This window comes from Variovorax sp. V118 (assembly GCF_041154445.1).
GTDB classification, from domain to species: domain Bacteria; phylum Pseudomonadota; class Gammaproteobacteria; order Burkholderiales; family Burkholderiaceae_C; genus Variovorax; species Variovorax boronicumulans.
The window spans coordinates 2,274,671-2,292,100 of record NZ_AP028663.1; the positions used below are offsets into that span (position 1 = coordinate 2,274,671).

General features: G+C 68.3%; 14 protein-coding genes. 1 reads left to right on the forward strand and 13 read right to left on the reverse strand.

The genetic code is table 11. From position 1 onward, the window contains the following. Window positions 1-76 precede the first annotated feature (76 nt). The 9 genes from prmB to ACAM52_RS10440 form a co-directional block, all read right to left on the reverse strand. Entirely contained in the window at window positions 77-958 is an 882-nt protein-coding gene (gene prmB, locus ACAM52_RS10400; RefSeq protein WP_369646951.1) for a 50S ribosomal protein L3 N(5)-glutamine methyltransferase, read from the reverse strand. Further along, on the reverse strand, window positions 955-2,142 hold the full coding sequence (dapE, locus tag ACAM52_RS10405; protein ID WP_369646952.1) for a succinyl-diaminopimelate desuccinylase: 1,188 nt from the start codon (window positions 2,140-2,142) through the stop codon (window positions 955-957). The genes prmB and dapE overlap by 4 nt, the downstream gene beginning before the upstream one ends. 25 nt (window positions 2,143-2,167) lie before the next feature. Next, window positions 2,168-3,316, reverse strand: coding sequence for a PilT/PilU family type 4a pilus ATPase (locus tag ACAM52_RS10410; RefSeq protein WP_062470184.1), 1,149 nt, complete (start codon window positions 3,314-3,316; stop codon window positions 2,168-2,170). A gap of 87 nt (window positions 3,317-3,403) precedes the next feature. After that, the gene (gene dapD / locus ACAM52_RS10415) at window positions 3,404-4,237 is read right to left on the reverse strand and encodes a 2,3,4,5-tetrahydropyridine-2,6-dicarboxylate N-succinyltransferase (protein ID WP_095745420.1); all 834 of its coding nucleotides are present in this window, start codon (window positions 4,235-4,237) and stop codon (window positions 3,404-3,406) included. A gap of 49 nt (window positions 4,238-4,286) precedes the next feature. Continuing rightward, window positions 4,287-5,498 (reverse strand): succinyldiaminopimelate transaminase, encoded by a 1,212-nt coding sequence (gene dapC, locus ACAM52_RS10420; protein WP_369646953.1) that lies wholly within the window; start codon window positions 5,496-5,498, stop codon window positions 4,287-4,289. Window positions 5,499-5,556: 58 nt separating this feature from the next. Continuing rightward, on the reverse strand, window positions 5,557-6,552 hold the full coding sequence (locus ACAM52_RS10425; RefSeq protein WP_369646954.1) for a DUF3829 domain-containing protein: 996 nt from the start codon (window positions 6,550-6,552) through the stop codon (window positions 5,557-5,559). A gap of 121 nt (window positions 6,553-6,673) precedes the next feature. Continuing rightward, window positions 6,674-7,321 carry a LysE family translocator gene (locus tag ACAM52_RS10430; protein ID WP_095745417.1) on the reverse strand — a complete coding sequence of 216 codons (648 nt, stop codon included), beginning with the start codon at window positions 7,319-7,321 and terminating at the stop codon, window positions 6,674-6,676. 31 nt (window positions 7,322-7,352) lie between these two features. Then, window positions 7,353-8,699, reverse strand: coding sequence for an amino-acid N-acetyltransferase (gene argA, locus ACAM52_RS10435; protein ID WP_062470199.1), 1,347 nt, complete (start codon window positions 8,697-8,699; stop codon window positions 7,353-7,355). A gap of 43 nt (window positions 8,700-8,742) precedes the next feature. After that, window positions 8,743-10,764 (reverse strand): AAA family ATPase, encoded by a 2,022-nt coding sequence (locus ACAM52_RS10440; protein ID WP_369646955.1) that lies wholly within the window; start codon window positions 10,762-10,764, stop codon window positions 8,743-8,745. A gap of 531 nt (window positions 10,765-11,295) precedes the next feature. Here ACAM52_RS10440 and hrpA point away from each other — a divergent pair. Next, complete coding sequence (gene hrpA, locus ACAM52_RS10445; RefSeq protein ID WP_369647716.1) at window positions 11,296-15,078, forward strand: ATP-dependent RNA helicase HrpA; 3,783 nt, start codon at window positions 11,296-11,298, stop codon at window positions 15,076-15,078. Between the two features lie 46 nt (window positions 15,079-15,124). Here hrpA and ACAM52_RS10450 read toward each other — a convergent pair whose 3' ends face one another. From ACAM52_RS10450 to ACAM52_RS10465, 4 genes are all read right to left on the reverse strand, one after another. Continuing rightward, window positions 15,125-15,283: a DUF3309 family protein gene (locus ACAM52_RS10450; protein WP_082817953.1), complete on the reverse strand. Its 159-nt coding sequence runs from the start codon at window positions 15,281-15,283 to the stop codon at window positions 15,125-15,127. Between the two features lie 99 nt (window positions 15,284-15,382). Next, window positions 15,383-15,832 (reverse strand): DUF3592 domain-containing protein, encoded by a 450-nt coding sequence (locus ACAM52_RS10455; RefSeq protein WP_369646956.1) that lies wholly within the window; start codon window positions 15,830-15,832, stop codon window positions 15,383-15,385. 11 nt (window positions 15,833-15,843) lie between these two features. Then, window positions 15,844-16,218, reverse strand: a complete 375-nt coding sequence (locus ACAM52_RS10460; protein WP_369646957.1) for a rard protein — start codon at window positions 16,216-16,218, stop codon at window positions 15,844-15,846. A 28-nt stretch (window positions 16,219-16,246) separates the two neighbouring features. Then, window positions 16,247-17,428, reverse strand: a complete 1,182-nt coding sequence (locus ACAM52_RS10465) for a pyridoxal phosphate-dependent aminotransferase (protein WP_369628971.1) — start codon at window positions 17,426-17,428, stop codon at window positions 16,247-16,249. Between the last annotated feature and the right edge of the window lie 2 nt (window positions 17,429-17,430).

Below are 17,430 nucleotides of genomic sequence, written 5' to 3' on the forward strand. Positions count from 1 at the left end.
GCGGACATCGCCCGATGAAAGGGGGCGCAGCCCGGAGGCTGCGTGCAAGGCGGTGAAGCGGGGGCGGCGGGCGTCGCTAACGCACGCCGGCGCCGGCCAGCAGCGCCGTCCGGGTGACCAGCAACACCTGGTCTTCACCGGCCGAGGTTTCGAGCCAGACCACCTCGAGCTGCGGAAATGCCGTCTCGAAATAATCGCGCTCGTTGCCGATTTCCAGCACCAGCACGGCCTGCTCGCTCATGCGGGCGGGCGCGTCGGCGAACAGCTGGCGCACGAAATCCATGCCGTCGGCGCCGCCGGCCAGCGCCAGTTCGGGCTCGGCGCGGTATTCGGCGGGCAGCGCGGCCATGCTGGCACTGTTCACGTAGGGCGGGTTGCACAGCACGAGGTCGTACGTGCCGGGCACGTTCTTCAGGCCGTCCGATTCGATCAGCGTGACGCGGGCGTCGAGCGCGTGGCGCGTGACGTTGATGGCGGCCACTTCGAGCGCTTCGGTCGACAAGTCGGCGGCATCGACCGTCACATCCGGGTAGGTGAGCGCCGCGAGCACTGCGAGGCTGCCGTTGCCGGTGCACAGGTCGAGCACGCGCTGCGTGTGTTCGCCCAGCCAGTAGTCGATGCTGCCGTCGGCGATGAGCTCGGCAATGAAGCTGCGCGGCACGATGGCGCGCTCGTCCACGTAGAAGGGCACGCCTTGCAGCCACGCTTCTTTCGTGAGGTAGGCCGCAGGCTTGCGCGTGGCGATGCGCTCGTCGATGAGCGCGGCCACCTTGGCGGCATCGGCCGGCGACACAGGGGTGTCGGCCACGGCGTCGATGTCGTCCAGCGGCTGCTTCAGGCGCCACAGCACGAGCCAGGCGGCTTCGTCGAAGGCGTTGGCGGTGCCATGGCCGAAGGCCACGCCGGCGTCTTCGAGCCGCTTGGCGCCGGCTTCGATCAGTTCGATGACCGTGCTCATCGCGCGCCCTGGGCGAGCGCCGCGTCGAGCCCGCGCAGCGTGCGCAGGTAGATGTTCTTCAGCGTCTCGATCTCGGCGACTTCGATGTGCTCGTCGATCTTGTGGATGCTGGCATTCACCGGGCCGCATTCGACCACCTGCTTGCAGATATTGGCGATGAAGCGCGCGTCGCTGGTGCCGCCGCTGGTCGACAGTTCGGTGTCCAGGCCGGTCTCTTCGCGGATCGCCGCCTGCACGGCCGTGACGAGTTCGCCGGGCGTGGTCAGGAAGGGCAGGCCGCCGACGGTCCAGGTCAACGTGCAGTCGACGCCGTGCGCGTCGAGCACGGCATGCACGCGCTGCTGCAGCGACTCGGGCGTCGACTCGGTCGAGAAGCGGAAGTTGAAGTCGATCACTGCGTTGCCCGGAATCACGTTGCTCGCGCCGGTGCCCGCGTGGAAGTTGCTGATCTGCCAGCTGGTGGGCTGGAAGTAGGGGTTGCTCTGCGCGTCCCAGCCGCCGGCGGCATTGATCGCCACCAGCTCGGCCAGCGCGGGCGCCACCGCGTGCACCGGGTTCTTCGCCAGGTGCGGGTAGGCGATGTGGCCCTGCACGCCGTTCACCGTGAGCTTGCCGCTCATGGTGCCGCGGCGGCCGTTCTTGATCATGTCGCCGCAGCGCGTGACCGAGGTGGGCTCGCCGACGATGCAGTAGTCGATGGTTTCACCGCGTGCGGCCAGCGCGTTGCAGACGATCACGGTGCCGTCGACGCCCGGGCCTTCCTCGTCGCTGGTCAGCAGCAGCGCCAGCGTGAGGGTCGGGTCGGGCTCGCCCTGCAGGAATTCTTCGATGGAGGTCACGAAGGCCGCGACCGAGGTCTTCATGTCGCAGGCGCCGCGGCCGTAGAGCTTGCCGTCGCGGTGCGTGGGCGTGAACGGGTGGCTGCTCCACTGGTCGAGCGGGCCGGTGGGCACCACGTCGGTGTGGCCGGCGAAGACCAGCGTCTTGGTCGCCTTGCCGTTGGCGGGGCGGCGCACGGCCCAGAGGTTGGTGACCCGGAAATCGGCCGGGCCGCTCTCGATGGTTTCCAGCGTGAAGCCCAGCGCAGCGAGGCGTTCGCCCAGGATCTGTTGGCAACCCGCGTCGTCGGGGGTGACGGAAGGGCGCGAGATCAGTTGTTCGGCGAGCTGGAGCGTACGGGACATCGAGGGAGCGGGGATTAAGGGGCGGTCAGAACTTCACGTCTAGCGTGATGTCGGTGAAGGTGGGTTCGTCGAGCTGGTCGGTCAGGTCGCGATCCTCGGCCTGCTTCTTGGGCGCGTCGCGGTTCTGCAGGCGCCACATCAGGTTCGTGGGCGAGTCGGCGTTGGCCAGGCCTTCTTCGCGGGTCACGCGCTCCTCGGTGATGAGGCGCGCGATGTCTTCCTCGAAGGTCTGCGAGCCTTCGGCCATCGACTGCTCCATGGCTTCCTTGACGCCGGAGAAGTCGCCCTTTTCGATCAGGTCGGCCACCAGCGCGGTGTTCAGCATCACTTCGAGCGCGGGCACACGCCCGCCGGCCGGCGTGCGCAGCAGGCGCTGCGACACCACGGCGCGCAGCGCCGAGCCCAGGTCGCCCAGCAGGGTGGGGCGCACCTCGACCGGGAAGAAGCTCAGGATGCGGTTCAGCGCGCGGTAGCTGTTGTTGGCGTGCAGCGTGGCCACGCACAGGTGGCCCGACTGCGCGTAGGCGATGGCGGCCGTCATGGTGTCGCGGTCGCGGATTTCGCCGATCTGGATCACGTCGGGCGCCTGGCGCAGCGCGTTCTTCAGGGCCACCTGCAGCGAGGTGGTGTCGCTGCCCACGTCGCGCTGGTTCACCAGCGATTTCTTGTTGGTGTAGGTGAACTCGATCGGTTCTTCGACCGTGAGGATGTGGCCACTGGCGTGCTCGTTGCGGTAGTCGAGCATCGAGGCCAGCGTGGTCGTCTTGCCCGCGCCGGTGGCGCCCACCATCAGGATCAGCCCGCGCTTTTCCATGATGAGCGACTTCAGGATGTCGGGCAGGTTCAGGTCGTCGAAGCTGGGGATGACCGAGGCGATGTGCCGCACCACCACCGCGTAGCTGCCGCGCTGGCGCATGGCGCTGATGCGGTAGTTGCCGGCGCCTTCGAGGGCGACGGCCATGTTGAGCTCGCCCGTGTTTTCCAGTTCCTGGATGCGGGCTTCGGGCACCACTTCCGACAGCAGCGCCAGCGGCGCGGTCGGGGGCAGCACCTGCGCATTGATGGGCAGGCAGTTGCCGTTGATGCGGATCATCACCGGGGAGTGGGCCGAGAGGTAGATGTCGGAGGCCTTGCGCTCGGCCATCAAACGAAGAATCCGTTCCATCATGTTCATCGGTCTCTCTCCTCGGTGCTGTTTTTTCTCAGGGAAGAAGCGAACCGGCCGCGCGCGTTGAAGCAGGCGGCCGGTGGTGGGTGCGTTTTAGTCGCGCAGCAGGTCGTTCAGGCTGGTCTTGGAGCGCGTTTGCGCGTCGACCGTCTTCACGATGACCGCAGCGTAGGTGCTGTAGTCCTGGCCCGACTTGGTCTTCTTGGGCAGGCTGCCGCTGATGACCACGCTGCCGGCGGGCACGCGGCCGTACGAGATCTCGCCGGTGTCGCGGTTGAAGATCGGGGTGCTCTGGCCCAGGTACACGCCCATGCCCAGCACCGAGTTCTCTTCGACGATCACGCCTTCGACGACTTCGGAGCGCGCGCCGATGAAGCAGTTGTCTTCGATGATGGTCGGGTTGGCTTGCAGCGGCTCGAGCACGCCGCCCAGGCCCACGCCGCCCGACAGGTGCACGTTGGCACCGACCTGCGCGCACGAACCGACGGTGGCCCAGGTGTCGACCATGGAGCCTTCGCCCACGTAGGCGCCGATGTTCACGTACGAGGGCATCAGGATCGCGCCCTTGGCGATGAAGCTGCCGCGGCGGGCCACGGCCGGCGGCACGATGCGCACGCCCGATTCCTTCAGCTCGGCGGCCGACAGGTGCGAGAACTTGGTCGGCACCTTGTCGTAGAAGCCCAGCGAGCCGGCCTGGATCTGCTCGTTGTCCTTCAGGCGGAACGACAGCAGCACGGCCTTCTTGATCCACTGGTGCACGGTCCACTGGCCCACGCCCTGGCGGGTGGCGACGCGCAGCTTGCCGTTGTTCAGCTCGGTGATCACGTGCTCGACGGCGTCGCGCACTTCGGCGGGGGCGGCGGTGATCGAGATGTTGGCGCGGTCTTCCCACGCGGCGTCGATGATTTGTTGCAGTTGCTGTGTCATGGAGAGAGTCTCGGGTGAAAAAGGGGCAGGGAAGCGGGGCGACAGGGGGTCAGCGGCGGCCGTCCTTGACGAAACGGACGATGCGCTGGGCGGCCTCGACGCACTCGGCCGTTTCGGCCACCAGCGCCATGCGGATGCGACCGCGGCCCGGGTTGGCGCTGTGGTCGGTGTCGCGCGCCAGATAGCTCCCCGGCAGAACCGTGACATTGTATTGAGCGTAGAGCGCGCGGGCGAAGGCTTCGTCGTCGCCAGCCCACACTTCGGGCACGCCGGCCCAGAGGTAGAAGCTGGCGTCGGGCAGGCGCACGTCGAGCACGGGTTCGAGCAGCGGGGTGACGGCGGCGAACTTGGCGCGGTATTGGGCGCGGTTGTCGACCACGTGCGACTCGTCGCCCCAGGCCGCGATGCTGGCGGCGGCCACGGCGCCGCTCATGGCGCTGCCGTGGTAGGTGCGGTAGAGCAAAAAGCCCTTGATGAGCGCCGCGTCGCCGGCCACGAAGCCGCTGCGCAGGCCGGGCACGTTGCTGCGCTTCGAAAGCGAGGTGAGCGCGATCAGGTTCTTGAAGTCGGGGCGGCCGAGCTTCATCGAGGCTTCGAGGCCGCTCAGCGGGGGCTCGTCGCGGAAGTAGATCTCGCTGTAGCACTCGTCGGCCGCGATCACGAAGCCGTGGCGGTCGGACAGCGCGAAGAGCTTCTTCCACTCGTCCAGAGACATCACCGCGCCCGTGGGATTGCCCGGCGAGCAGACGAACACGAGCTGGGTGCGGGCCCAGACGTCCTCGGGCACGCTGTCCCAGTCGACGGCGAAGTTGCGCGCGGGCACGCTGGGCACGTAGTACGGCTCGGCGCCCGAGAGCAGGGCCGCGCCCTCGTAGATTTGATAGAACGGGTTGGGCGACATCACCACCGGCTTCGGCTGGGCGCTGGCGTCGACCACGGTCTGGGCGAGCGAGAACAGCGCCTCGCGCGAGCCGTTGACCGGCAGCACCTGGGTGGCCGGGTCGAGCGTCAGGCTGTAGCGGCGATGCAGCCAATGGGTGAAGGCGGTGCGCAGTTTCAGCTCGCCGGCGGTGGCCGGGTAGGCGGCGAGGGCGCCGAGGCCGGCGCTCAAGGCGTCCTTGATGAAGGCCGGCGTGGCGTGCTTGGGCTCGCCGATGCCCAGGCTGATGGGGGCGAATTCGGGGGCGGGCGTGACGCCCGCGAACAGCTGCTTCAGCCGCTCGAACGGGTACGGCTGCAATTTGGCAAGCAAGGGATTCATGCCCCGGATTATCGGCGACGGGCCGGGCGGCCCGCACGCCCCGCGCCCCTTGGCCCGCTCAGCAAAGCGGGCGGTTGAACTGGCCGATCATGTTGGCGAAATTCTGGTTGTAGCGGTTGGCCGCGTCGACGATGGCCGAGCGGCCCATGCGGGCCATCGCACCGCTCTCCTTGCGCTTGAACACGCCGTCTTTGGCGTCCTTGATCACCGAGCGCGACTGGCCGATGAACTCGTTGATCTGCAGCATGCCACCGCTGCAGCTCTTGCCGTTCTGGGCCGGCTGCTCGGCGGTCTTCTTGCTCCAGCCCGCGGCCGAGTCGGCGACCAGCGCCAGCGAGGCCTCGAAGGCGGCCAGCGCCTGCGGGTCGTTGGGCGCGGCGAACAGCGCCATGGCGTCGGCGTGGTTGAGCTTGCCGTGGTAGATCAGGCCGGCGCGATAGTAGGCGGCGGTGTCCTTGGGCGCCTTCTCGAAGGCTTCCCTGGTGAGCGCCCGGTCGCGAGCGCTCAGGCCCTTGTCGAAGGCCGCTTCGGCCTGCGCGACGGTGGTGAGCGCGGCCAGGTAGTCGGCGCTCATCTGGCGGGCCTTGTCGCCGTTGTCGGCGAGGTAACCCTTGGAATTGGCGTAGTCGTTCAGCTCGCGGCTCAGCGGCGACAGCACCTTGAGCGCGGCCGAGAAGGCCTTGGCCGATTCGTCGATCTCGGGCAGCGGCACGGCGATGGCGGCGGCGGCATCGAGCTTCTTCGCCGAGCGGTCGACCAGGATGTCGTTCTGGATGCGCAGGCTGGTGAGCGGCGCCTTGGCCTGCAGCAGCGGCACCTGGCCGGTCACGTAGCTTTCGCGGGCTTCCTGGAACGAGGTGCGCAGGTTGTTCGAGACGTCGACGTAGAGGTTGTACTTCTCGACGAGCTGCTGCTGGTCGTTGCCGGCCTGGGCGGCGGGCTTGGCTTCGGCGGAAGCGGGCGGGGCGGTCTTGTCCGCCTTGTCGCCGCAGCCCGCGACGAGCGCCGACACGGCGACGAGGGTGGCACCCAGCAGGGCTTGGTAGTTCTTCATTCTTTCATTTCCTCCATTGAAAAAAACAGCACGGGCAGGCCGCGGGATGGCGGTTTGCCGGAAAAACACCGTGGGGAGGAGCGCCGCTGCCTGAGGACAGCGGTCGAGGGGGCGGGATGGGTCAGACGGCGGTGGCCGCGCTGCGCCGGTAGAAAGCGAGCGAGCCTGCCAGCGCCAGCAGCATGCCGCCGCAGGCGCGGTCGATCCAGCGCGTGGCCGACACCGTGAGCAGCCGGATCGCGCGCGCGCCGACGAAGGCGTAGGCCAGCATCACCGCCATGTCCAGCCCCGCGAAGATCAGCGCAATGATCAGGTACTGCGGTGCCTGCGCGGCGGCCGGGTCGATGAACTGCGGCAGCAGCGCCGAACAGAAGATGTAGCCTTTGGGGTTGGTCACCGCCACCAGGAACGACTTGAAGAAGATGCGCCGGCTTTCGACCGCCGTGACGGTGGCCGCGGCGTCCGCGCTCGGCAGCTGGAAGCCGCCCTGGGAGCGCAGCATGCGCAGCCCGAGCCAGGCCAGGTAGACCGCGCCCACCCACTTGAGCATCGAGAACCAGAACTCCGAAGCCGCCAGCAGCGCGCCCAGGCCGAGCGCCACGGCGCCGACCAGCACGAAGTCGGACAGCACCGCGCCGAGCATGCCCGGCAGCGCCCGTCGCACGCCGTGGCGCGAACCGTTGCTCAGCGCCAGCAGCACGGTGGGGCCGGGCGTGGCGATGGCGGCGAAGGCCACGATGGCGAACAGCAGGGCGGTGGCGAGCGTCATCGGGGCGTCTTTCTTCGGATGGGTTTCTTCTTCAGATCTTCTTGACCAGCACCTGGCTCTTGCGGTCCCAGTTGTACTTGCGCTTGCGCGCCTCGGGCAGCCAGTCGGGGTTGACCTGCTGGAAGCCGCGCTTGAGGAACCAGTGCATCGTGACGGTGGTGAGCACGAAGATGCTTTCCAGGCCCATGGCCTTGGCGCGGTGCTCGATGCGCTTGAGGATGCGTTCGCCGTCGCCCTGCGACTGCGACTGCGGCGACACCGTGAGCGCGGCCATCTCGGCGGTTTTCGCCTCGGGGTACGGGTACAGCGCCGCGCAGCCGAAGATCACGCCGTCGTGCTCGATCACCGTGTAGTGGCCCACGTCGCGCTCGATCTCGGTGCGGTCGCGCTTGACCAGCGTGCCGTCGCGCTCGAAGGGTTCGATGAGCTGCAGGATGCCGCCGATGTCGTCCACCGTGGCTTCGCGCAGGCTCTCGAGCTTCTCGTCGATGACCATGGTGCCCACGCCGTCGTGCACGTAGATCTCGAGCAGCAGCGAACCGTCGAGCGCGAACGGCAGGATGTGGTTGCGCTCCACGCCACCCTTGCAGGCCTTCACGCAGTGCTGCAGGTAGAAGGCGGTGTCGGTCGGCTTCTGCGCGGGCGGCAGCGAGGCCAGCAGCTTCTCGGCGGCGGCCAGCGGCAGCTCGGTGTCGATCGGATTGTCCTCGCTCTCGGGCAGCTCGCTGTCCACGCGGATGCCCGGCACTTCGGTCAGGAAGATCAGCTTGTCGGCCTGGATCGAGATGGCCACGCTGGTCGCCACTTCTTCCATCGTCAGGTTGAAGGCCTCGCCGGTCGGCGAGAAGCCGAAGGGCGACATCAGCACCATCGCGCCGAAGTCGAGCGTGCGGCGGATGCCGGCCGCGTCCACCTTGCGCACCAGGCCCGAATGCTTGAAGTCCACCCCGTCGACCACGCCCACCGGGCGCGCGGTGATGAAGTTGCCCGAGATCACGCGCACCGTCGAGCCGGCCATGGGCGTGTTGGGCAGGCCCTGGCTGAAGGCGGCCTCGATCTCGTAGCGCAGCTGGCCCGCAGCCTCTTGCGCCGAATCGAGTGCCACGGCGTCGGTGATGCGGATGCCGTGCGAGTACTTCGCCTCGTGGCCCTTGGCTGCCAGCTGCTCGTTGACCTGCGGGCGGAAGCCGTGCACCAGCACGATCTTGACGCCCATGCTCTGGATCAGGGCCAGGTCCTGCGCGATGTTCTGCAGCTTGCCCGCCGCGATGGCCTCACCCGCCAGCGCGACCACGAAGGTCTTGCCGCGGTGCGTGTGGATGTAGGGCGCGACCGAGCGGAACCAGGGCACGAAGGTGAAATTGAAGACGGTGGACATGGGGCGTGATTGTGCATTCTTGGCAAGGTTTTGGTGCAGCGCGTCATGCCAGGGCGCGCAGCAGCCGGCCGGCCCCGGCCGCGGCGGGCGTGCCGCGGGCCTTGAAGGCCTCGAGCTGGTCGGCGTAGGCGTCCAGCGGCTCGACCGTCGCCTCGGCCGCACCCGCCGGCGCGGCCGGTGCCAGCGGCAGGCCGAGCAGTCCGGCGAGCTCGTCCGGCGCGATCGAACCGTGCGCCATCAGCGCATCGACCACCGCCATGAAGGCGGTGGCGTGCGCTTCGAGCAGGCCGAGCGCGCGGGTGTGTTCGCGTGCCAGGATGGCCTCGATCTCGCGGTTGGTGGCGGCCACGTCGGTGTTCAGGTTGTCGTTCGAATCGGTCGTCACGTCGGTGCGGCTCCAGCGCGTGCCGAAGCCCAGGTGGCGCACATGGCGCGCCGCCGTCGCGGTCGCCTGCATCAGGTCGCGCTCGGCGCCGGTGGTGCAGCCCGATTCGCCGAACACCAGCCGCTCGGCCGCGCGGCCGGCCAAGCTCACGCACACGCTGTCCAGCAGGTTGCGCTTGGACCACGCCTTGCGCTTCACGTAGCTGTTGTAGCCGCCCTCGAACGAGGCCACGTTGATGCGGATCTCCTGCGGCGCGCGGCCGAAGAGCAGGGCGTACACCAGGCCGTGGCCGGCCTCGTGCACCGCGAGCAGCGCACGGAAGTCGGCGTTGGCGCGCTGCTTGAGCCGGTTCAGCTCCAGCGCCACCGGGAACTCGCGCCGTGCCAGCCGGAAGCGCGCGACCAGGCGCGGGCCGCCGGGCGTGACCTCGCCGGGGTCGAGCATCAGCCACACGGGCTCGCTGCCGTGCGCGCCCTGTTCGAGCGCCCACAGCGCCGCATTGACCAGCGTCGCGCTCAGGATCGCGTGGATCGACGAGAACAGCGGCCGCGTGCCCTGCGCCGGGAACACGGCGTTGGCGTAGATCTGCTCGTACACGCTCGCGTCGAGCACGAAGCGCACGCCCGAGCTTTCCTGGATCTCGCTCACGTAGCGGTCGCAGATCGACAGGATCAGGCGCACGTAGGTGGCGCGGCTGAACGACGGGTAGATCACGTGGTTGTTGCCCAGCCGCGCGACCTGCTCGGGCTTGAAGCGTTCGGCCAGCGCCTTCTTCACGTCGATGAGCGAGAGCTTCTTCGTCAGCGCGTGGAAGATGTCGGCGTCGGTGTCGCAGTCTTCCACCCGCTTGGCGGTCTCGGCGTACATCTCGTCGAGGTTGCCCGAGACGAAGACCAGCAGCTTGGAGTAGTCGGTTTCCCAGTTGTCCTGCGAGGCGCGGAAGGCGCGCAGCCGCGCCTGGATCTCGTCGGGCTTCCAGGTCATGATTTCGAGCAGCGACTCGCGCAACTTCAGGCAGCGCTTGAACTCCTGCGCTTCCCAGGGCGAGAGCTGCAGGCGGCGCTTGCGCTTGGTCTTGCCAGCCTTGGCGCCGTCGTCCTCTTCGTCTTCTTCGTCGTCGTCGGTGCGACGGTCCTGGTCGTACTCGGCCCAGGCCAGCGACGACTCGATCTCGCTGAGTACCGACAGCGACGGCGGCAGGCGGCCGTCGGACAGCAGCGCCCACACGTCCTGGTAGCGCTCCACGCGCGCTTCCTTGCCGCTGGCGTCCACGGTGCGAAAGCGCTGGAACTCGTCGAGCACGAGGATGCCGGGCGCGCCCTCGGCGATGCCCGACTCGGCCAGCATGGCCGAGATCGAGCCGGCGGTGCGATGGCCCGAGCCGTGGCTGAAGCCGTCCATCTGCACTTCGATGAAGCGGTCGTAAAAGCCCAGGTGCTGAGCCAGGCGCCGCACGAGCTGCGTCTTGCCGGTGCCGGTCAGGCCCCACAGGCAGATGACGACCGGGCGGCTGATGAGCTGCGGCAGCACGTACCAGGCGCGCAGCGAATCGATCACGCGATCGATGATCTCGTCGATGCCGAACAGCTCGGCCTTCAGCGAATGGGCAATGGCCTGCAGGTGGCGCGTGCGCTCGGCCAGCGTGGTGTGCAGGTCGCGGGAAATGTCTTGTTGCGACATGAGGTTCTTTTTCTTCGAATGATTCGGGACACGGAAACAGGAATGCGGCCGCTTCTCCACGCGAGATGCGGGGAGGGCGGTGGTGCAGGCACTGTGCGGGTCAGGCTGGCGCGCTTCAGTCCGTGAAGCGCGAGCACAGGGCGTTCAGTTCCGCGAAGGAAGCTGAAGCCGGCGCGCGGGCTTCGTCAGGCCGGGCGGGTCGCCTTGACCCCGCCGCGTGCAAGGACGCGGCTTGCGCAGCGGATGCGCATCGAAAGGGGGGCAAGGAAGGAGGTCATGGCCGCGATCGTAACGGCGGCATGCGGTAGAGTAAAGAGTCTTTACGAAATTTTCTGCGCCACCTGCTGCATGCGGCCTCGCTGTGGATGCCATGCAACAGCGCCGGGCCCCCGCGATAATTGGCGGTTTGCCCGCCTGCCGCCGCGCGCAACGACCGACGACTGCCTTGCCTTGACGACCCTCACACCTCCCGCCCCCCTGCGCATCGAGTTTCCCGAATCGCTCCCGGTCTCCGGCCGGCGCGAGGAGATCATGGCCGCCATTGCGGCGCACCAGGTCGTGATCGTCTGCGGCGAAACGGGCTCGGGCAAGACCACGCAGCTGCCGAAGATCGCGCTGGCGCTCGGGCGCGGCAAGCTCAATGCCGAACCCGGCAAGGGCCGCCTCATCGGCCACACGCAGCCGCGACGCATTGCCGCGAGTTCGGTCGCCAAGCGCATCGCCGAAGAGCTGAAGACGCCGCTGGGCGACGTGGTCGGCTTCAAGGTGCGTTTTCAGGACCGCCTGAGCCGCGACGCCTCGGTCAAGCTGATGACCGACGGCATCCTGCTGGCCGAGACGCAGACCGATCCGCTGCTCAAGGCCTACGACACGCTCATCATCGACGAGGCCCACGAGCGCTCGCTGAACATCGACTTCCTGCTGGGCTACCTGCGCGAGATCCTTCCGCGCCGGCCCGACCTGAAGATCATCGTCACCTCGGCCACGATCGACGCCGACCGCTTCGCGCAGCACTTCGCTTCGGCCAAAGGGCCGGCGCCGACGATCATGGTGTCGGGCCGCACCTTCCCGGTCGAGCAGCGCTACCGGCCGTTCGAGGAGTCGCGCGAGCACGACCTGAACGACGCGATTGCCGACGCGGTCGACGAACTCTGGCGCGACCCGCACAACGCAGGCGACATCCTGATCTTCCTGCCCGGCGAACGTGAAATTCGCGAGGCGGCCGACCACCTGCGCCGCCACGTCAGCCACCAGCCGCTGTTCCGCAATGCCGAGGTGCTGCCGCTGTTCGCCCGGCTCTCGGGCCCCGAGCAGGACCGCATCTTCGAAAGCCACCACGGCCGACGCATCGTGCTGGCCACCAACGTGGCCGAGACCTCACTCACCGTGCCGGGCATTCGCTACGTGATCGACACCGGCACGGCGCGCGTCAAGCGCTACAGCTTCCGCAGCAAGGTCGAGCAGCTGCTGGTCGAGCCGATCAGCCAGGCCGCGGCCAACCAGCGCGCGGGCCGATGCGGCCGCGTGGCGAACGGCATCTGCATCCGCCTGTACGACGAGAAGGACTTTGCGGGCCGCTCGCGCTTCACCGACCCGGAAATCCTGCGCTCGTCGCTCGCGGGCGTGATCCTGCGCATGAAGTCGCTGCGGCTGGGCGACGTCGCGCGCTTCCCGTTCCTCGAAGCGCCGTCGCCGCGTGCCATTGCCGATGGCTACCAGCTGCTCAATGAACTGGGCGCGGTCGACGACGCCAACGAACTCACCGCCACAGGCGCCGAGCTGGCCAAGCTGCCGCTCGATCCGCGCGTGGGTCGCATGATCCTGGAAGCCCGCACGCGCGGTGCGCTCGAAGAAGTGCTCATCATCGCCTCGGCGCTCAGCGTGCAGGACGTGCGCGACCGGCCGATGGACGCGCAGCAGCAGGCCGACCAGGCGCATTCGAAGTTCGATGACGAGAAGAGCGAGTTCAGCGGCTACCTGCGGCTGTGGAAGTGGATCGCCGACGCGCGCGGTGGCCACGGCGACACGCACAAGCTGAGCAACCGCCAGTACGAGCAGCTGCTGCGCCAGAACTTCATCAACATCCGCCGCGTGCGCGAATGGCGCGACATCCACTCGCAGCTGCTCACGGTGGTCACCGAGCACAAGTGGCGCATCAACGCCACGCCGGCGGGCTATGAGCCGCTGCACCTGTCGATGCTTGCGGGCCTGCTCGGCAACGTCGGCTGGAAGCTCGAAGACGACGAGGCCTACCTCGGCGCGCGCGGCATCAAGTTCTACAAGCACCCCGGCGCGCACCTGAAGAAGAAGCCGGGGCGCTGGATCGTCGCGGCCGAGCTGGTCGAGACCACGCGCCTGTTCGGGCGCGGCATCGCCAACATCGAGCCGCAGTGGCTCGAACAGGTGGCGGGGCACCTGCTGAAGAAGCAGCTGCTCGATCCGCACTGGGAGAAGAAGGGCGCGCAGGTCTCGGCGCTGGAGCGCGCGACGCTGTACGGCCTCGTGGTCTACAGCGGGCGGCGCGTCGATTTCACCAAGGTCGATCCGGTCTCGGCGCGCGAGATCTTCATCCGCGAAGCGCTGGTCGGCGGGCAATGGGAAAGCAAGTTCCCCTTCCTCACGGCCAACCGCAAGCTGGTGCGCGAGGTCGAAGGCCTGGAGCACAAGGCGCGCCGGCAGGACGTGCTGGTCGACGACGAACTGATCTTCGCCTTCTACGACGCGCAGCTGCCGGCCGACGTGGCCAGCGGCATCACCTTCGAGAACTGGTACCGCCACGCCTCGAAAGACCAGCCGCGCCTGCTGTACCTCACGCGCGACGAGCTCATGCGCCACCAGGCGGCCGGCATCACGACGCAGTCGTTCCCGCCCACGCTGCGCCTGGGCGGTGTCGATTGCGCCGCGAGCTACCTGCACGAACCGGGCGATGCGAAAGACGGCCTCACGGTCAGCGTGCCGCTGTTCGTGCTCAACCAGGTGAACGAGGAGCGTTGCGAGTGGCTGGTGACCGGCATGCTCAAGGACAAGATCCAGGCGCTGCTCAAGAGCCTGCCGCAGCGCCCGCGCTCGCGGCTGGTGCCGCTGCCCGAGTCGGCCTCGAAGCTGGCGGAGGAGCTGTCGGTGCCCGAACTGTTCGGCACCGGCTCGCTCACCGACGTGCTGCTCAAGCGCGTGCGCGATCTCACGAGCATCGACGTGAAGCGCGCCGACTTCAAGCTCGACATGCTGGCGCCGCACCTGTTCATGAACCTGCGCATCGTCGACGAGCACGGCCGCCAGCTGGGCATGGGCCGCAACCTCGGCGCGCTGAAGGCGGAGCTGGGCGCGCAGGCGCGCGGCGCGTTCCAGGCGCTCGCGGGGCTCAACGTGAAGGCGTCGCCGGCGCCCAAGGCCGCGCCTGCGAACGGGGGCCAGTCCCCGGCGAAGAGCGCCGCGCCCGAGAAGGCGGCACCCACGCTGCCCGCCGGCCAGCGCTATACGAGCTGGACCTTCGGCGAGCTGCCCGAGCTGATGGAAGTGCGGCGCGGTTCGCAGTCGCTCATCGGCTTCCCGGCGCTGCGCGACGAAGGCGACGCCGTGACCATCGAGGTGTTCGACGAGCCCGCCGTGGCCGCCGCCAAGCACCGCGCCGGCCTGCGCCGCCTGTTCGCGCTGCAGCTGAAGGACGCGCTGAAGTACCTCGAGAAGAACATCCCCGACCTGCAGAAGATGTCGGTCGCCTACATGCCGCTGGGCACGTCGGAAGAACTGCGCACGCAGATCATCGACGTGGCGATCGACCGCGCCTTCCTGCAAGAGCCGCTGCCCACCGACGAGTTCGCCTTCAAGAAGCGGCTCGAAGAAGGGCGCGGGCGGCTCACGCTGATCGCCAACGAAGTGGCGCGGCTCGCGGGCGTCATCCTCGTGGAGTACGCGGCCGCCGCGCGCAAGATCAAGGACACGAAGGTCCAGCCCGAGGCGGTGCAGGACGCGGCGCAGCAGCTGCAGAAGCTCGTCGGCAAGCGCTTCATCGCCGACGCGCCGTGGACGCAGCTGCAGCACTTCGCGCGCTACCTCAAGGCCATCGTGCTGCGCCTGGACAAGCTGCGCGCCGACCCCGCGCGCGACACGGCCAAGCTGGCCGAGCTGAAGCCGCAGGAGCAGCGCTACTGGCGCCTCGTGGCCGAGCGCAAGGGCGTGGTGGACGACCGCATGCTCGAATTCCGCTGGTTGCTCGAGGAGCTGCGCGTGAGCTTCTTCGCGCAGGAGCTGCGCACGCCGCAACCGGTGAGCGTGAAGCGGCTCGACAAGGCCTGGGCGCAGCTTCAGGCGTAAAAAAAAGCCCGCGGCGACGCGGGCTTTTTTCATGGTGGCGCGGGCGCTATATGCGGCCCATGAGCACGAGGATCACCAGGACCAGCACCACGAGCCCGAGGCCGCCGCTGGGCCCGTAGCCCCAGGACCGGCTGTAACCCCAGCTCGGCAGCGCGCCGATCAGCAGCAGGATCAGGACGATCAGCAGAATGAACGAGAGGGACATGTTTTTTCTCCTGGGACGTTGTTGTCACGAGCCTCCATGCTCGTCGTCCCGGGGCGCCGCGAGCGCCGGAGAGCCGCCCCTGACGCGGTCAGGGCTGTCCTACCGTGGGCGTCGGCGCTTTACCGGTGCGCCTGCCAGCAGGAAGTGCATGGCCACGCCCACCGCCAGGAAGATGGCGCCCAGCCCGCCGACGATGGTGGCGCCGCCCCACAGGTCGAAGAAGCCGTCGAGCCGGGCGTCCTGCGGGTTCGCGGGGTTGAAGAATACGCCGACGACTTCGCCCTTGTCGTAGGCCGGCGGGTTGCTGCTGCTCGACGGCGAGAACTCGACGATCGCGCCTGACGGCAGGGTGAAGCGCACCAGCGGGCGCCACGTCGGCGAATTGCTGCGGCTCGAACTTCCCGCGGACTGCAGCGCGATCACCTCGCCCTGCGCCTTGCCGGCCGATGCGATGAATTTCGTGGTGTTCTGGTAGAGCAGCCAGCCGCCGACGAGCATGAGCGCGCCGACCAGCGTGAAGATGCGCGTGATGAGGCGGGTGGGGTTCATTCGGACGGCTTTCAGTTGCGCATCCACTCGACCGACAAGGTGCCCACCGCAGCCAGCACCAGGCTCGACACCAGGAAGGCCACGGCCCCCAGCGTGGCCAGCAAGGCCCGTCGCCAGGGACGCGTGCGGAAGAAATAGACCGGAACGCCCAGCAGCGGAAAGATGCCCGCGAGCAGCGCCGAGCGGCCGGGCGCCGGAACGCCGCGCACGAGGCCGTCGGCCCGGCACCACCTGTAGCACAGCGCCGAGATGAGGAACACATGCGCCACGTCCAGCGCGGTGTAGTCCTTGCCGCGCAGCGGCGGCAGGAACGCGTCGGCGATGCCCACCACGAGGAACGACAGGGCCAGGGCCAGCAGGATCCAGCGCGGCCGGTTCATCGTCATCGCGGTGCCTGGATAGCGGCCGCCGGCGTCAGAGCTTCGCGAGGCGGTCGAGCGCGGCGAGCAGCGTCTCGTCCTTCTTGGCGAAGCAGAAGCGCACCACGCGCTGGTCGAAGCCGTCGCCGTAGAAGGCCGACAGCGGGATCGCCGCCACGCCGATCTCGCGCGTGAGCCAGAGGCAGAACTCGGCCTCCGACAGGTCGCTCACGGCCGAGATGTCCACGCACTGGAAGTAGCTGCCTTCGCTGCGCAGCAGCTTGAAACGGGTCTTCTCGGCCAGGCCGGCCGCAAACAGGTCGCGCTTGCGCTGGTAGAAGGCGGGCAGCTCCAGGTAGGGCTCGGGCCGCGCCATGTACTGCGCCAGCGCGTGCTGCATCGGCGTGTTCACCGTGAACACGTTGAACTGGTGCACCTTGCGGAACTCGGCCATCAGCGGCGCGGGCGCAGCCACGAAGCCGACCTTCCAGCCGGTGACGTGGTAGGTCTTGCCAAAGCTGCTGACGATGAAACTGCGCGCCGCCAGGCCGGGGAAGCGCGCCACGCTTTCATGGCGCGCGTCGTCGAACACCATGTGCTCGTAGACCTCGTCGCTGATCACGAACACGTCGGTGGGCGCGAGCAGGTCTTCGAGCTGTCGCATCTCGGCCTCGGTCCAGACCGTGGCGCTCGGGTTGTGCGGCGTGTTGATGATGATCGCGCGCGTCTTCGGCGTGAGCGCGGCGGCGATCTTGTCGAAGTCGGGGCGGAAGGTGCCGGGCACGAGCGGCACGCGCACGACCTTGCCGCCGGCCAGGTCGATGTTGGGCACGTAGCTGTCGTAGCAGGGCTCCAGCACGATTACTTCGTCGCCGGGGCGCACGATGGCCAGGATGGCCGTGATGATCGCCTGCGTGGCACCGGCCGTGACCGTGATCTCGGTCGCGGCGCTGTAGCTGCGGCCGTAGAGCGCCTCGATCTTGGCGGCGATGGCATCGCGCAGCGACGGGATGCCCGGCATCGGCGGGTACTGGTTGTGGCCGGCCGCCATGGCGGCGGTCACGTCTTCGAGCAGCTTCGGATCGCAGTGGAAATCGGGGAAGCCCTGGCCGAGGTTCACGGCGTTCTTCTCGGCCGCGAGCGTGGACATCACGGTGAAGATGGTGGTGCCGACAGCCGGCAGCTTGGTGGTGATCTCGGGCGTGCGGGGAGAAGACGAAGGGGTGGCGGTGCTCATGG

Coding starts and splice junctions, on each gene's coding strand:
- argA (WP_062470199.1), bottom strand. CDS start 8,699: ATGTCCACCGTCTTCAATTTCACCTTCGTGCCCTGGTTCCGCTCGGTC.
- dapE (WP_369646952.1), bottom strand. CDS start 2,142: ATGTCCCGTACGCTCCAGCTCGCCGAACAACTGATCTCGCGCCCTTCC.
- ACAM52_RS10425 (WP_369646954.1), bottom strand. CDS start 6,552: ATGAAGAACTACCAAGCCCTGCTGGGTGCCACCCTCGTCGCCGTGTCG.
- hrpA (WP_369647716.1), top strand. CDS start 11,296: ATGGCCGCCATTGCGGCGCACCAGGTCGTGATCGTCTGCGGCGAAACG.
- ACAM52_RS10460 (WP_369646957.1), bottom strand. CDS start 16,218: ATGACGATGAACCGGCCGCGCTGGATCCTGCTGGCCCTGGCCCTGTCG.
- ACAM52_RS10440 (WP_369646955.1), bottom strand. CDS start 10,764: ATGTCGCAACAAGACATTTCCCGCGACCTGCACACCACGCTGGCCGAG.
- dapC (WP_369646953.1), bottom strand. CDS start 5,498: ATGAATCCCTTGCTTGCCAAATTGCAGCCGTACCCGTTCGAGCGGCTG.
- ACAM52_RS10465 (WP_369628971.1), bottom strand. CDS start 17,428: ATGAGCACCGCCACCCCTTCGTCTTCTCCCCGCACGCCCGAGATCACC.
- ACAM52_RS10410 (WP_062470184.1), bottom strand. CDS start 3,316: ATGAACATGATGGAACGGATTCTTCGTTTGATGGCCGAGCGCAAGGCC.
- prmB (WP_369646951.1), bottom strand. CDS start 958: ATGAGCACGGTCATCGAACTGATCGAAGCCGGCGCCAAGCGGCTCGAA.
- ACAM52_RS10430 (WP_095745417.1), bottom strand. CDS start 7,321: ATGACGCTCGCCACCGCCCTGCTGTTCGCCATCGTGGCCTTCGCCGCC.
- ACAM52_RS10450 (WP_082817953.1), bottom strand. CDS start 15,283: ATGTCCCTCTCGTTCATTCTGCTGATCGTCCTGATCCTGCTGCTGATC.
- ACAM52_RS10455 (WP_369646956.1), bottom strand. CDS start 15,832: ATGAACCCCACCCGCCTCATCACGCGCATCTTCACGCTGGTCGGCGCG.
- dapD (WP_095745420.1), bottom strand. CDS start 4,237: ATGACACAGCAACTGCAACAAATCATCGACGCCGCGTGGGAAGACCGC.